This window comes from Clostridium lacusfryxellense (assembly GCF_018861735.1).
GTDB lineage: Bacteria > Bacillota > Clostridia > Clostridiales > Clostridiaceae > Clostridium_AD > Clostridium_AD lacusfryxellense.
Window position 1 is genome coordinate 36647 of the sequence record NZ_JAHLEB010000035.1, and the last position, 16614, is coordinate 53260.

The following is a 16614-nucleotide window of genomic DNA, read 5'->3' on the forward strand; positions in this document are numbered from 1 at the left end:
TAAATTGAAATGATTTAATATTAATACATAAGATAAAAGTGGAGGTTAAAGTATGAAAAATAAAAATAGATTTGAAAATGAAATAAATTTTACAAAGATTTATAACGAACACATGAATGATCATGTAGCTTTACGAGAAATTATTTGTAATAAAGAAATGTTTTCACATACACTTTGTGATGTGAGAGAAGAGGATATATTCGCAGGCAGGGATAGTTATGGAGCGATAGGGTTTACTCCTGAAATTGGTGGCAATGGGGGGTATTGTTATTACTGCGGAGAAGCAGAAATTAAAGAGGAACTAGATAAAGAGGACCTAGATATAGTGTATAAGAAAGATCTTCAAAGTACCTTAGAATTTTGGAAAAATGAGGCTACAAAAGTAAAAGTGAGAAAGTCTTATTCTGGCGATATGGATAAAGTATTGCCAAGTGATAATTATACTGGAGAACCAGGAGTGGCTTTCCCATTATATCGTATGGGTGGTATATATATCAATTATGATAAACTAATGAAGCTTGGAATCTCAGGTATTATGCAAGAGGTTAAACAAGCAAGCAACGCATGTGAAGATAAGGAACTTTTTAAGGCTATGGGAATGTCCTTAGAGTTCATGAGTGAAACTTGCATTAAATATGCAGGTCAAGCGCGAAAATTAGATAAAATTGAGATGGAAGATGCTTTGATAAAAATAAGCTCGGAGGCACCTCAGACGTTAAGAGAAGCTATTTCACTTATGTGGATTTATACAATATTATCTAAAGGATTAAATTGCGGAAGAATGGATGTATACTTAGGAGATTTTTATGCAAGAGATATAGATTCTGGACTTCTTACAGAAGATGAGGCTCTTCAATTAGTAGTTGGTCTTTGGAAGTTAATTGCAGAAAGAAAGACAACTTGGAATGGCAGAGTTATTATAGGCGGAATGGGAAGAAGAAATGAAAAAAATGCAGATAGATTTGCACTTGTGGCAATGGAAGCAAGCAGACTTGTTTTAGAAATTGAACCACAGCTTAGCTTAAGGTTTTATGAAGGTATGGACCCAGAGCTTATGGAGAAAGCAATTGAAGTAATAGGAGAAGGAAGAACTTATCCTATGCTTTATAATGATGATGTAAATGTAGTGGCAGTTCAAAAGGCCTTTGAAATACCATATGAAGAAGCATTGCAGTACGTGCCATACGGCTGTGGGGAATATATTATTGACCATAGAAGTTATGGGACTCCTAGTGGTGTTATAAACCTTTTAAAAGCTCTTGAAATAACTATGTATAACGGTAAAGATCTTTTAAGTGGAAGGCAGATGGGACCTCAAACAGGTGAATTTGAATCTTTTAAAAAATTTGATGATTTTTATGAAGCCTATAAAAAACAGGTAAAATATTTTGCACTGGCTTTAGCAAAACAAGAGGATTTGGAATATAAAATTACTGCTGAAAATGCATCTTTCTTATATTTAAGTATGCTTTATGATGGGTGTTTGGAAAGTGGTAAATCTATTTTTAACGGTGGTATAAAGTATCTTGGTGGAACATTAGAAACTTACGGAAATGTAAATACTGCTGACAGTTTAACGGCTATAAAGGAGTTAGTTTTCGATAAAAAAATTATAAGCAAAAGTAAGTTGTTAAAAGCGATGGAAGCTAACTTTGAAGGATATGAAATAGAGCGAAACATGCTTTTAAAAGCTCCTAAATACGGAAATGATGATGAGGTTGCAGATTCAATGGTTATAGATCACCATAACTTCGTGTGTAATACGATTAAAGCTGCAGGAAAGAGAACTAATCTTCATTCGTATTTGGGCGTTATTATTAATAATAGTGCTAATACAACATTAGGACAATGGACACTTGCGTCAGCTGATGGAAGGAAGGCATATGAACCTATGGCCAATGCCAATATGCCATCTGCAGGGAGTGATAAAAAAGGAATAACTGCAGTACTAAACTCACAGGTTAAGCCTGATCCATCTATACACGCTGGGGCAGTACAAAATATGAAATTTAGTAAAGATTTATTTACAAAGAGCACAAATACAGTAAAGTCACTTTTAAGTACCTACTTTAAAAAAGGTGGAACACAAGCAATGATTACTGTAGTAAATAGAGGAGACCTTGAAAAAGCAATGATAAACCCAGAAAAATTCAGCCATATATTTGTACGGGTTGGAGGATTTAGCGCCAGGTTCATAGAACTTGAGATCGCGGTGCAAAAAGAAATTATTAGCAGAACCACTTATTAAAACTATTCTTTAACTTAAGAGCAAATTTTCCACATTACACTTATTGGAACAATATAACAATAGTATTTTATTATGAACAGGACTAACATCAGATTTTCATATCATGTTAGTCTTTTTTGTGCGCCTTCTTAATTAAAAGCATTAGGAGGAATGGGAACAGTCAGATAAAATTAATCTTTATTTAGAAAAAGTTAATATTCACCACCTTTTGTTAATATAGTCTACTTACAATTAGAGTGTAATGTGTCATAGTTATATAGTAGGGAGAAATAATATGGGGATTTTTACGAGGAATGAAAATAAATTGATGTGGAAGTTTAATGGAGAAAAGTTAGTTATTGAGCCGTGGGGTGAGAATAGTTTTAGGGTTCGTTCTACTGTTATGGGAGTCGAGATTACAGGCTAACAGCATCTTTTGAATCAAACGAAAATGAAAAACTTTATGGAATGGGACAATATCAACAAGAAATTATGAATATAAAAAATTGTAACTTTGAACTTGCTCATCGAAATTCGCATGCTACCAATAGATGTAATCGTATGCGACTTTTTTCATTGGCCTAAAATGGGAGATTTTCGTTTTGATGAAGAATTTTTTCCGGATGTTAAAGGTATGGTGGATGAACTTAAAGAAATGGGAATTGAGCTTATGGTTTCTGTATGGCCTCAGATTGCATTAGATAGTGAAAACTTTGATGAAATGAAGCAAAATGGGCTTTTGGTAAAATCTGAGATGGGTATTAATGTGTCCATGCAGTTTGGAGGGGATAGTGTATTCTATGATGCTACTAATCCTGATGCAAGAAAGTATGTTTGGGATAAATGCAAAAAAAATTATTATGATAAAGGAATTAAAATATTTTGGCTTGATGAAGCAGAACCAGAATATGGAGTGTATGACTTTGATAATTATAGGTATCATATGGGTACAAATTTACAAATAGGAAATATTTATCCACAACTTTTTTCTAAAACATTTTATGACGGCATGAAGACAAATGGCCAGAAAAACATAGTAAATCTCGTCCGCTCTGCATGGGTTGGGAGTCAGCGGTTTGGAGCCTTGGTTTGGTCAGGTGATATTCATTCTAGTTATGAAGATTTCGGAAAACAGGTTTGTGCAGGGCTACATATGGGTATCTGCGGAATACCTTGGTGGACAACGGATATAGGTGGTTTTGGTGGAGGAGATCCTGATGATGAAAACTTCAGGGAGCTGCTTGTACGATGGTTTCAGTATGGTACATTTTGCTCAGTTATGCGTCTACATGGAGATCGCAAACCTTGTACAAAATTATATGGAAAGGATGGTCGCTCGGCACTCTTTACTGGTGGAGATAATGAAGTCTGGAGTTATGGTGAGAAAGCCTATGATATTTTAGTTAAATACATGAATATAAGGGAAAAGATGAGGCCATATACAAGAGAATATAATTCCTATATTTATTAAAAATGGCGATGTGTATAGAATACTTATAAACAATTAAGAAATTAATACTAGATTACAAGGAGGTAATTAATATGAAACAAGGGATAGCTTTAACTCCTCCCATGGGCTGGAATAGTTGGGATTGTTATGGAGCATCTGTCAACGAAGAACGGCTAATAGGTAATGCGGATTACATGGCACTTAATATGAAGGAATTCGGATGGGTATATATTATATGTGATATTCAGTGGTATGAGCCCGAAGCAAAATCTACAGAATATAATAACTTTTATCCACTTCAAATGGATGAATATTCACGTTTAATACCAGCAGTTAACAGATTTCCATCCGCAAGTGGCGGATTCGGATTTGAAAAGATTGCAGGTTATATTCATGGATTAGGATTAAAATTTGGAATTCACATAATGAGGGGCATACCAAGGCAAGCTGTTCATGCAGCCTCACCAATTAAAGGATGCACGGCAACTGCGAGGGATATCGCGTCAAGTTATTCTATATGTTCATGGAATACTGATATGTATGGTGTAAATCCTGATGCAGAAGGTGCACAGGAGTATTATAATTCTTTATTTCAATTATATGCGAAGTGGGGAGTAGACTTTGTTAAAGTTGATGATATTTGTAATACGGAATACAAACCGCTTGAGCCTTACTCCGCGAAACGTGAAATTGAGTTAATACGTAGTGCAATTGGCAATTGCGGTAGAGATATGGTGTTAAGTCTGTCACCTGGACCAGCTGTCCTAGATGAAGCCAAACATCTTTGTGATAATGCAAATATGTGGAGGATTACAGGTGATTTTTGGGATAATTGGGATCAGCTATATGCTATGTTTGAACGGTGTAAAGACTGGAGCCCTTATGTAAAAGAGGGATGTTGGCCAGATTGTGATATGCTTCCACTAGGACATATTGCCATAAATACTCCGGGTCATAATAAATTTTCTAGGTATACCAATTTTACAAAAGATGAGCAGATTACTATGATGACCTTATGGTGTATTTTTAGGTCTCCGCTGATGCTTGGAGCAGAACTTCGTGATAATGATAAATGGACCTTATCTATTATAACAAATCCAGAAGTTTTAAGGTTATTAAAACATTCGTACGGAGCTAAACAAATTCAGCGTACCCATGATACAGTTATATGGGTTAGTAGCGATGAAGATGGAAGTAAATATGTAGCCTTTTTTAATACATCATTTACTAAAACGGAGCCCGCAATAAGTTTTATGAATCTTGGGATTAATGGCACATATAAAGCAAAAGATTTATGGACACATGAAGTTATTGGAGAATTTGAATGAAGAATTGGTGCAAAAGTAAATGTTCACGGTGCGGTTATTTACAAACTTATTAAAATTGATTAGAGCTTCGAAATAGTATTAATTGTTTAAAGCGGGATGGTCCATTTAATGGATTTATTCCGTTTTGTTTTATTTTATTAGAAACTATATTTTTAAATTCACGAATGATATAGCTTTATGAATGAGCCAAACAACATGTAAATTAATTTTGGTATATTATTTAAATTAATGTTATAATTGAAATTGTTTACAGAATGCTCATAAATTAAACTTCAAACTGACATAAATAAGTGATATTATGACAATGGTTGAATTATTTATGAAAAACAATTGAAAAATTATGCTTATAGGGGTGAAGAAAATTGATAGAAATGGAAAATGTAACAAAACGTTATGGGGATCAGGTGGCAATAGATGGACTTAATCTTGTTGTAAAAAAAGGCGAAATATTGGGATTTCTTGGACCTAATGGTGCTGGTAAATCTACTGCGATGAATATTCTCACAGGGTATATCTCTGCTACTGATGGTAATGTAAGAATTGATGGCATTGACATACTAGAGAATCCTGAAGCTGCAAAGAAAAAGATAGGATATCTTCCAGAAATACCGCCATTATATTTAGATATGACTATTGAAGAGTACCTTAAATTTGTTCATAAGATAAAAAAAGTTAAGTCTGATAGGATTGAGGCGAGCATGACAAGAATAATGTCACTTGTTAAAATATTAGATGTTAGAGGAAGACTTATAAAAAATCTTTCTAAAGGGTATAAACAAAGAGTAGGGCTAGCACAAGCTTTAGTTGGAGATCCTGAGGTGCTTGTTTTAGACGAACCTACAGTAGGACTTGATCCAAAACAGATTATAGAGATAAGAAATTTAATTCAAAAGATAGGAAAAACATGCACAATTATATTAAGTTCACACATATTATCAGAAGTTAGTGCAATATGTCATAGAGTTATCATTATAAATAAGGGGAAAATTGTTGCTTCGGGAACTCCACAAGAATTAGCTAAAAAAGCAAACAATAGTAACAAAGTCCTTTTGAGGGTTAAAGGAGCAAAACAGGATGTATGTAAAAGGATTAAGGCATTAGAAGAGGTTAGATTAGTCAAAGAGGAAGGGGTTCATGAACTAGGTACAGTAGACTTGTTAGTTGAGGCTAAGAATGATTTAGACATACGAGAAACGTTATTTGTTTCACTGAGCCAAGCTGGGTTTATTATCTTAATGATGAAGTCAAAAGAAATAGATCTTGAGGAAATATTCTTGGATGTTACCACAAGCAATAAAGGGGGAAACATGTAATGTTAGCTGTGTTTTTAAAAGAACTTAGATCATATTTCACTTCAGCTATTGGTTATATTTTTATAGGTACATTTCTATTAATAACAGGAATCTTTTTTACAATGTATAATTTGTTATCAGCAAGTCCTGCATATAATAGTACATTGCAAAACTTGATTACGATATTTTTGTTTATAATACCTATATTAACAATGAAGATTATTTCTGAAGAAACTAAAACTAGGACAGATCAATTATTATTTACCTCACCATTAAAAATAAGAGATATTATATTGGGTAAATATTTTGCAGCCCTAACTATTTTCACTATTTCACTTTTAATAACAGTTTTATACCCATTAATCTTAAGTATGTTTGGAGTTGTTTCGGCGTCAGAAGTCTTTACGGGGTATATTGGTATGTTTCTACTCGGAGCAACTTTAATATCTATTGGTTTATTTGTGTCAAGTTTGACAGAAAATCAAGTTACTTCTGCAGTGTTATCATTTGGAGTATTACTTTTTATATTTTTAATAGATAGTATACAACAGGCACTTCCAAGTACTAGAACCTCTAGTATAATTTTTGTTGTAATTCTGGTGGCTATATTTGCAATTGGTGTATATTTCTCAACCAAAAACATATATGCAGCGCTTATTACCGCAATAGTAGGGGTAATTATAATTATAGGTATATATTTGGCTAAAAAGGAAGCTTTTGATGGTTTGCTTCAAAAGGTTTTCGATTGGTTTTCTTTAATTAAGCGTTATAACCTATTTTCACAAGGTGTATTAAGTTTGAATTCTGTGGTATATTATTTATCATTTATTGTGGCATTTGTATTTTTAACTATAAGAATGGTTGACAAGAGAAGATGGAGCTAAGGGGTGGATGAATATGAAAAAGTTAGAAATAAAAAAAGCTTTTAAAAGTAATAAGTTTAGATATGGTGGTTATGCAACATTAATAACATCTATGGTACTTGTAATATTATTAGTTGCTAACTTAATAGTTGATAAATTGGATTTAAAATATGATATGACAAAGAATAAATTATATTCATTATCAGATCAATCCTATAAAGTTATGGACAAGCTAAGTAAGAATATTAATATTATTATATTTTGCAAACAGGGTAGTGAAGATCAAGGAATTTCAGAAATAATAAATAAATATCCTGATAAGTCTAAGAAAATAACACTAAAATATATAGATCCGAGTACTAATCCTCAAGTTGCAAAAAAATATAGTAGCACTGAAAGTGCAATTGCAAATGGGAGTATAGTAGTTGAGAGTGGAAGCAAATTTAAAGTCATTAATGAAAGTGAGTTATACAATACAACTCAAGATCAAACTACAGGGGAGACATCTGTGCAGTCGCTTGCAGTGGAACAAAAAATCACAGGAGCTATAATGTACGTAGTAAGTAATACGAATTCAGTTATTTACAATTTACAAGGACATAAGGAACAAGCATTATCTACTGAAGTTTCGCAAGGTTTAAGTAATCAAAACTTCACGGTAAAAACGATAAATTTATTAACAGGTGATTGGAAACCAGCGTCTGGAGATATGCTTCTTGTTAGTTCTCCATCAGTTGACATAACCAAGGACGAATTAACTAAGTTAAAAGGTTTCTTTTCAAAGGGAGGTCATGGAATATTTTTAGTGGATGTACAAAAGGTAAAACTTCCAAATCTTAATGAACTAATGAGTAATTTTGGAATTCAAATTGAGCAATCTATAATACTCGAAGGGGATGCAGCAAACTATTATCAGCAGCCAGTGTATCTTGTCCCTAAAATGAACACTCATGCTATTATAGATCCTATGGTTTCTGCAAATTTACCTATTCTTTTTCCAGTAGGACAACCAATTAATCAATTAAAGGTTAAGAAAGCTTCGCTAAAAATTGAGCCTTTACTTACAACGTCTGATAAGTCTTGGGGAAAGAAAGATATAAATAGCACAACTACTGAGAAAGAAGCTGGAGATATAGATGGCCCGTTTGATGTAGCAGTTGCGATAACAGATACTCAAGAAACAAATTCTGCTAAAGTTGTTGTTTTTTCATCTTCAGGATTTATCAATGTAGCAGGTGGTGGTAACATGGACCTATTCATGAATAGCATGAATTGGGTTCAGGACCTTAAGGAGAATATTTCTGTTACTCCAAAAGATTTAACAACGGAGCCTTTACAAATTACTAAGGGACAAACACTTGGAATTTCCGCATTGGTTGTAATAGTAATTCCAGCTATAGTTCTAATTGCAGGAGTTGCTGTATGGCTTAGGAGGAGACATCTATGAAGAAAGCTAAGGGTATTGTTACATTAGTTGTTATTTTACTCTTATTATGTGGAGCATATTTTTATGTTTCCAAACATCCTAAAACTGTTGAAAAGGATTCGAGTTCTACAAGTGAAAGCGTTGCTAGTGTTGAAGTTTGGAAACTCGATAGCACTAAAATTTCAAAGATAATTGTTACTGGAACTAATAGTGGGAATACCTTTGTGAAAAAAGCGAAGGTATGGTCCATTGAAAATTATGATCATAAGCTTAACCAAACCGCTATTACTAGTGTTACAGACCCATTAACAAATTTAACAGGAACATTGGTGGAAAATGATGCAAAAGATATGAAAAAATATGGACTTGATAAACCAATTATAAATGTAGCTATATCTGGTACCGGTTTAGATAAAACGCTATTAATTGGAGATAAAAGTGCAGATGGAGCCAATTATTATGCAAGTGAAAAAGGTATTAAAAGTGTATATCTTATACCTGTTAGTACTGTAGACAGTCTTTCTTTAAAGCAGTCAGCTTATAGAGATAATACATTAACTGCTATAGATGCTGCATCGCTTACTTATATGAAAATTGCACAAGCCGGAAGTTCACCAATTGTTATTACAAAAAATACTGGCCTAAGCGCAGAAGAGATTCAATATAATGTAAACACTTGGATGCTTACAGGAGCATATAATGTACCGTTAGGTGTAGATTCTGAGAAAATCACTACGGTGACTGCGGCTATTGCTAATCTTGTAGTTAGTGACATAGCTGAAGATAACCCAAAGGATTTAAGTAAGTATGGATTAGACAAACCATCTATGGAACTTATACTAAAAGATAGTAAAAATACATTGCATCTTTTTATAGGTAAAAACAAAGATGAGAGTAGTGTGTATTTTAAAACTGCTGAAGCTAATACTGTGTATATAATGGATAAGACAGTAATTGATACATTTAAGTTAAAGCCTTTTGATGTGATAAGTAAATTTGTATACATTGTAAATATAGATTATGTTGATAAAATTGTAGTTGATGCAAATGGTAAAAAGGACATAGTTTTACTTTCGAGAACTTCTGTAAAGGCAACAAAAGCAGGAGATCCAGATGTTGTAACTACTAATTCTAAATTAAATGGTAAGAGTATAGAAATAAGTAAATTTAAGACTCAGTATCAAGAAATAATAGGTCTTACAGTAGATGCTGAAAATGATAAAGAACTAAAAGATAAGCCTGAAATTAGCATTACTTATAGTATTAATAAGGGAAGTAAAAAACAAGAAGTCGTTGATTTTGTACCTTATAATGATGATTTTTATGCTGTATTTAGGGATGGAAAATCTGATTTTGTAATTACAAAAGATAAAGTAAATAAAATGATAACTAGCTTAAGAAATTTAAAATAGGATTATTAGAAGACTATACTGTAAAAAGGTATAGTCTTTTTGACGTTGTAAATTTTAATATCATAGAAAATCATAGTTTTTCATAGGATATTATTGTATACGTTTACTTATTTCTCTGATAAACTTATATTGTAGATAACAAAGATTTGTTTAAGTTAATATTTAAAATGAGGGGGATTTAAGAAATGAGTAAAAGTCTTAAGAAATTTCTTGCAATTGCAACCTGTACTACCTTAATTGTTTCCGCATTAATTGGTTGTGGCAGTTCAGGAACTACTTCTAGCACAAATGCAAAAAATACTAAAAAAGGCCCTGTAACTATAACTTATGCAATTTGGGACAAGAATCAAGAACCAGGAATGAAGGCCATAGCTGATGCCTTCCATGTAAAGAACCCTAGTATTACAGTGAAAGTTGAAGTTACACCTTGGGATCAGTATTGGACAAAACTTGAAGCAGCAGCAACGGGGGGTGCTTTACCAGATGTTTTTTGGATGCATATTAATAATTTTTTAAAGTATCAAAGCAATGGAATGATCATGGACATTACTGATAAATTAAAGAGTAGCAAAGATGTGGATTTAAATAATTTTCCTAAAGGGCTTGTAGAGCTATATAAGGCAGATGGAAAAAATTACGGTATACCAAAAGATTACGATACAATAGGTTTGTGGTACAACAAAACTATGTTTGATAATGCTAAGATTCCTTATCCTGATGCAACTTGGGATTGGAACAAGTTAGTAGAAGTTTCAAAGAAGTTAACTGATAAATCAAAAGGTGTATATGGATTTTTAGCTCCATATAGTGATCAAGAGGGTTTCTGGAATGCCATATACCAAAACAAGGGATATGTTACATCGCCGGATAAGACAAAGTCAGGTTATGACCAAGCAGCAACTAAAGAAGCAGTACAATGGTGGGTAGACTTAAGTAATAAGCATAAAGTATCGCCAACAGTACAACAATTTGCAGATACCTCAACTGCCCAATATTTAGAATCAGGAAAAGTTGCGATGGCTTACTTTGGATCTTGGATGGTAAGTGAATTCAAAGGTAATGATTATGTAAAAGCAAATTGTGACGTAGCTGTTATGCCTCATCAAAAGGGAAAAGCAACCATATATAATGGATTAGGTAATGTTGTTGGAGCTAAGAGCAAAAATGCAGAAGAATCATGGAAATTTTTGGAGTTCATGGGAACTAAAGAAGCTAATGAACTACAAGCTTCAAATGGCTCAGCTATCCCTGCATATAAGGGAACAGAAAAGGGATGGGCAGAGTTTAGCCCAGAATTCAATTTAAAGGTATATCCTGAAATGCTTGATTATGGTGTTATATATATGAATTCAAAAACAGCTCCAAAATGGCAAGAATCACAAAAGACATTAATTACAAAAATTTTAGCAAATCAGATAACTGTGGAAGAGGGATGTACTACAATTGCGAAGGAAATGAATGAGTTTTTGGCTACTGAAAAATAATTAATTATAAAAGGTATGCAAGTTCAAAGTCAGAAACTTAAATATTAGTGGATTAGCTTTGGACTTGTATATGTGTTTATGTTATTTTGGGTAAGGGAGTGAACAATAAGGAGGTTGCATAATGAAAACTAATATAAGCAAAACTGATATTTCAGACATTTTAATTAAAAAAAATAATATAGGAAACAGGAAATACAAGGACTATGCTTGGGGTTATTTGATGGTTGCACCAACTATTATAGGACTCATAATACTAAATATATGGCCTATTTTTTACACCTTAAACTTAAGCTTTCACAAAAATGGTGATTTTGGAGGGGCTGGAAAGTTTGCAGGATTACTTAACTATAAACAATTACTTAGTGATGTTAGTGTAGCTCATGCGTCTTTAAATACTTTTGCATATGCATTAGTTTCTGTTCCAGTGGGTATACTTCTGTCGTTAATAGCAGCAGTTTTATTAAATACTAACATAAAAGGGAAATCAATATATCGTACAATATATTTTTTACCTATGGTTTCGGCTCCGGCTGCAATAGCTATGGTTTGGAAATGGCTTTATAGTACTGATTATGGCTTAATAAATTATATGTTATCACTCATTGGTATAGAAAATGGACCAAATTGGATTACAAATCCCAAAACAGCGCTAATATCCATAATTATTATAGGAATATGGAGTGGGTTAGGTTACAATATGATTATTTTATTAGCGGGACTACAAGGTATCCCTAAAACTCTTTTTGAGGCTGCAGATATTGATGGTGCAGGTCCCATACGTAAATTTTTTTCAATAACAGTTCCATTAATATCTCCAACCATGTTTTTTGTAGTTATTACAAGCATAATAGGTTCATTACAGGTATTTGATTATATATTCATGATTTGGGGAACTGGAACAATAGGTATTGAGTATACTCAATCCTTAGTATTTTTATTTTATAAAAATTCGTTCCTGCTAAATGATAAGGGTTATGGATCAGCTATAGCAATGTTATTATTGGTAATAATTTTTATAATTACTGCAATTCAACTAAAACTACAAAAAAAATGGGTTCATTATCAATAATCAAGGGGGTGTATTCAATGAAAGGAAAAACTAAATCTAACCCAAATCTTATCTTAGTTCATGTTTTGCTTATAATAGGGGCCGTAGCTATGCTACTTCCATTCATATGGATGTTTATAACATCACTAAAGACTCTCACGGAGTCTACAACAGTGCCTCCTACATTGATACCTAGTAAGTTTATGTGGAGTAACTATTCAGACGTATTTAATCTATTACCTTTTGGAAAATTTTATTTAAACTCTGTTTTAATGATAACATTTAGAATTATTGGTTCTGTTTTTTTTAGTGCGATGGCTGCATATGCATTTGCTAGAATAAAGTTTCCAGGAAGAAATATTTTATTTATGATTGTTCTTATTCAGATGATGGTTCCAGGGCAAATATTTATAATTCCACAGTATTTACTGGTTTCTAAATTAGGATGGTTAAATAGTATAAAGGCTTTAGTTTTACCTGGGGTAGTAAGTGCGTATGGTACATTTCTACTTAGACAGTTCTTTATGAGTCTTCCTGATGAGCTAGAAGAGGCGGCTATTTTGGATGGATGTAATAGATGGCAGATATTTTCAAAAATTATGATGCCTCTAACAAAATCGGGTTTAATAGCAATGGGAATATTCACAGCATTATTTGCTTGGAAAGACTTAATGTGGCCATTAATTGTAAATATGTCAGTTGACAAGATGCCATTATCAGCTGGACTAGCATCCTTACAAGGGCAATATTCAACAAATTTTCCTCAACTAATGGCAGGATCGATGATTGCTATCTGGCCAATGTTAATAATCTTTATGATCTTCCAAAAACAATTTATTGCGGGCATTGCAACTACTGGTTCAAAAGGCTAAGTAAATTAAATATTACCCCATAAATTAATGTTAATGATATCTCAGAAGGGAAGTTTCCTATATATAAGTAGGAAACCTTCCTTTTGAAGTCGTTAATATTTTAGATCCTCAGAATATGATTTAAAAAACTTACGTAGAGGATAATTAAACATTCTAATTCATTATATAGATATGGTATAATTGCAATTAACAAAGCAAATGTATTATTATGTAAATCGTTAAGGGTGTGTATAAAATGATCAAAATTAGTCGTTTGTGAAAGAGGTGTGAGGAATGTTTAGGTATTTTAAAGTTAGAAAAATTAAATTTAATTTTAATATATTTTCAAAACTTATATTATATTTTTTAAGCGTTGCATTAACAATTCTTTTGCTTGTGAATATAATTTCCACTAAGATTACAAATAATGAAATGAGGAAACAGTTTATAGCATCAACAGAACAGGGGTTGACCCAAACAGGTGATTATGTAGATTCATTGATTAAATCTGTAGACACTTATTGTTATCAATTGCTATCGGATTCTGAATTCTATGGACTTTTAACTAAAAAAAATACGGACTTTAGTACTTATAATGATAGTCTTATGAGTGCACGAAAAAGATTAGATAGTATTGTATTGTCCGATAATCTAATTGATCGAATACAAATAATTAATCCAGGTCGTGTTTCTTTATCATCACCTGGGATACCTCTAAACTCAAGTATTTATGCATTATCTGAGGAAAGAGTTAAAAATATAACTGGAACGGATTTTTATAAAAAGGCAGAGAGATTCCATGATAAAAATTTATTTCTACCTCCACATAAGGATATTATTAATGATTCTGATGAAAATGTTGTTATAAGTTATGTAAAGTCATTAAATTTCTTGTTAGAGGATAATAAATCAGCAGTAATGATTATTAATATAAAACCAGATAAAATTCAAGAAATACTATCAAAAGTTAAAGTAGGTACCCATGGATATATGTTTATAGTTGATCAAGATGGATATATAATATCGCATCCAGATAGCAAAATGTTAGGCAAAAATGATAACAAAGAAGAATATATCAGTAAAATGCTAGATAAAAATAAAGGACAATTTACATATGAAGATAGAGCGACAAAAGAAGAGATGGTTGCCATATATTCATCATCTTCATTTACTGGATGGAAGTATATTGCGGTAGTGCCGGAAAAAGAACTGACAAGCGCAGCGTTGAAAATAACAAAAAGTATATTGTATGTAAGTATATTATCTTTAATTTTAACTATTATTGTTACACTTATAATATCACTATCAATTTCAATACCGATTAAAGAAGTTATTAAAGCAATGGCAAAGGTTGAGAAAGGTGACTTGAATGTTGAGGTAAACTGTAAGTCTAAAGATGAGCTTGGAAAGTTAAGCCAAGGATTTAATTATATGGTGGAGAGAATTAGTAACCTTATTGATGAGGAATATGAATCACAAATATTAATGAATAAAGTTAAGTTAGAGTTACTTCAGATGCAGATAAATCCTCATCTACTATATAATACATTAGCAATGGTTAGTTATACTGCTAAAAAAGAAAATAACATCCTAATTGCTGAATTAGTTAATAATCTATCAAATTTTTACAAAGGTATTTTAAGCAAGGGGAAGACTATATCAACTTTTAAGGAAGAGATAGACATGATAAATATATATGTGTATTTGATGAGAGAAGTATATGGAATTCATATTGACACGGTTTTTGATGTAGATGAAGCTGTGTATGGGTTATATACTCTTAAGCTTTTATTACAGCCGGTAATAGAAAACGCAATAATACATGGGATTAGACCTAAAAATGGAGGGACACTTGTTTTGAGTGTGAGCCTTGAAAAGAATATAATACAGGTCTTAATTTCAGATGATGGTATGGGGATTGAAAAGGATATAGTTGATGAGTTAAACAGTATTACTTCTTATAAGGATGTTAAAAAAGGTTATGGAGTGGGTAATGTAATTAAGAGAATAAAGCTATTTTTCGGGAATGAATATGGAGTAAGAATTGAAAGTGTTTGTGGTGAGGGAACAAATGTAATTATGAGATTACCAGTGATTACAAATATTGACTTAGATTCGTTAATAAAGAAGAATATATTAAATTAGATAAAATTGAATAGAGGTGTGTGCTCATGTTTAATTTATTGATAGTAGATGATTTTGCTATTGACAGGCAAAATGTGCGAGTGATTCTTACTGATTTTAATGAGATTATTAATATTGTAGGAGAATGTGGGAATGGTAAGGAGGCTTTAGAGTTTGTACATGAAAATAATGTAGATATTATTATTAGTGATATTGAAATGCCTTTTATGAATGGGCTTGAACTTGCTAAAAATATCAACATGCACTTTCCAAATATTAAAATTATTTTCTGTTCTCTGTATGATGAATTTGAATATGCAAGAAAAGCACTAGTCCTTAATGCTTATGGTTATATACTGAAGCCTTTAGATAAAGAAGAATTGTTTAAATGCCTCATGAGTGCTATTTCAGAAATAGAGGAGAGTGCTGGATTAAAAAAAGAATTTGATAAATTAAAGAATATTCTAGAGAATAGCAAACCACAACTTTTGGAAAATTTTATAAAGGAAATCCTTTATAGTGAAGCTACTGATGAAGAAAATATGTGGGAAAAGGCTGAATATTTGGAATCCAAACTTGAAAAAGGATTTTTTAAATTAGTTTATATAGAAATCGATGAATATGAAAGTCTCACAGAAGAAAAAACGGTAGAACAAAAGCAGTTTTTTACAATTAAAGTAAATGAGAGGTTTAGGGATATTTCAGTAAAATTCGGCGGGGTTCCAATTATTATGCTTGATGATTCACATTTCGTTTACATAGTAAATTCAAGCATATGCTGTTCTGTAAATGAAAAATGTACTGATTTTTCAGTCGAAGTAGTTGAGAAATTTAAGTTATCAGATATAAGTGTCACAGTATCGATGAGTGATATATGTGAAAATATATCAGATATTAGAAATCTTTTGCAACAATGCATGTATTTAATGAGATATAAATTTATTCTTGGAAATGGAAAAGTAATAAAGACTGGAGATGTTCCTAGTGGAGTTGATAGTTGTTAAACGTCAAATTATAACTAAGTGAAACGTCATTTTATTTCTATTATTAGTAGGTAATCTACGTCAGATTATCTCTGCAAAATCACTTTATAAATAAGGAAAAAGCAT

General features: G+C 32.1%; 12 protein-coding genes and 1 pseudogene. All 13 read left to right on the forward strand.

From position 1 onward, the window contains the following. The first annotated feature begins 52 nt into the window (after window positions 1-52). Window positions 53-2248, forward strand: a complete 2196-nt coding sequence (locus tag KPL55_RS17380; RefSeq protein ID WP_216308013.1) for a pyruvate formate lyase family protein — start codon at window positions 53-55, stop codon at window positions 2246-2248. 274 nt (window positions 2249-2522) lie between these two features. Continuing rightward, complete coding sequence (locus KPL55_RS26795; protein ID WP_376770462.1) at window positions 2523-2654, forward strand: hypothetical protein; 132 nt, start codon at window positions 2523-2525, stop codon at window positions 2652-2654. Beyond that, window positions 2642-3668, forward strand: a pseudogene (locus tag KPL55_RS17385) (TIM-barrel domain-containing protein); the annotation flags it as partial. The gene KPL55_RS26795 and the pseudogene KPL55_RS17385, both read left to right, overlap by 13 nt. Window positions 3669-3769: 101 nt before the next feature. Further along, window positions 3770-5005 carry a glycoside hydrolase family 27 protein gene (locus tag KPL55_RS17390; protein ID WP_216308014.1) on the forward strand — a complete coding sequence of 412 codons (1236 nt, stop codon included), beginning with the start codon at window positions 3770-3772 and terminating at the stop codon, window positions 5003-5005. 371 nt (window positions 5006-5376) lie between these two features. Beyond that, window positions 5377-6318, forward strand: coding sequence for an ABC transporter ATP-binding protein (locus KPL55_RS17395; RefSeq protein WP_246599585.1), 942 nt, complete (start codon window positions 5377-5379; stop codon window positions 6316-6318). Then, window positions 6318-7181, forward strand: a complete 864-nt coding sequence (locus KPL55_RS17400) for an ABC transporter permease (RefSeq protein ID WP_216308016.1) — start codon at window positions 6318-6320, stop codon at window positions 7179-7181. Before KPL55_RS17395 ends, KPL55_RS17400 begins: the two co-directional genes overlap by 1 nt. Before the next feature lie 13 nt (window positions 7182-7194). After that, entirely contained in the window at window positions 7195-8607 is a 1413-nt protein-coding gene (locus tag KPL55_RS17405) for a GldG family protein (protein ID WP_216308017.1), read from the forward strand. After that, window positions 8604-9998, forward strand: a complete 1395-nt coding sequence (locus KPL55_RS17410) for a DUF4340 domain-containing protein (protein ID WP_216308018.1) — start codon at window positions 8604-8606, stop codon at window positions 9996-9998. Before KPL55_RS17405 ends, KPL55_RS17410 begins: the two co-directional genes overlap by 4 nt. A 185-nt stretch (window positions 9999-10183) precedes the next feature. Continuing rightward, window positions 10184-11482 carry an ABC transporter substrate-binding protein gene (locus KPL55_RS17415; protein WP_216308019.1) on the forward strand — a complete coding sequence of 433 codons (1299 nt, stop codon included), beginning with the start codon at window positions 10184-10186 and terminating at the stop codon, window positions 11480-11482. Between the two features lie 121 nt (window positions 11483-11603). Further along, a complete protein-coding gene (locus tag KPL55_RS17420; RefSeq protein WP_216308020.1) occupies window positions 11604-12551 on the forward strand; it encodes a carbohydrate ABC transporter permease in 948 nt (315 codons plus the stop codon). 17 nt (window positions 12552-12568) lie between these two features. Continuing rightward, entirely contained in the window at window positions 12569-13402 is an 834-nt protein-coding gene (locus KPL55_RS17425; RefSeq protein WP_216308021.1) for a carbohydrate ABC transporter permease, read from the forward strand. A 273-nt stretch (window positions 13403-13675) separates the two neighbouring features. Further along, the gene (locus tag KPL55_RS17430; RefSeq protein WP_216308022.1) at window positions 13676-15526 is read left to right on the forward strand and encodes a sensor histidine kinase; all 1851 of its coding nucleotides are present in this window, start codon (window positions 13676-13678) and stop codon (window positions 15524-15526) included. Window positions 15527-15552: 26 nt separating this feature from the next. Further along, window positions 15553-16509 carry a response regulator gene (locus KPL55_RS17435; protein ID WP_216308023.1) on the forward strand — a complete coding sequence of 319 codons (957 nt, stop codon included), beginning with the start codon at window positions 15553-15555 and terminating at the stop codon, window positions 16507-16509. The last annotated feature ends 105 nt before the right edge of the window (window positions 16510-16614 follow it).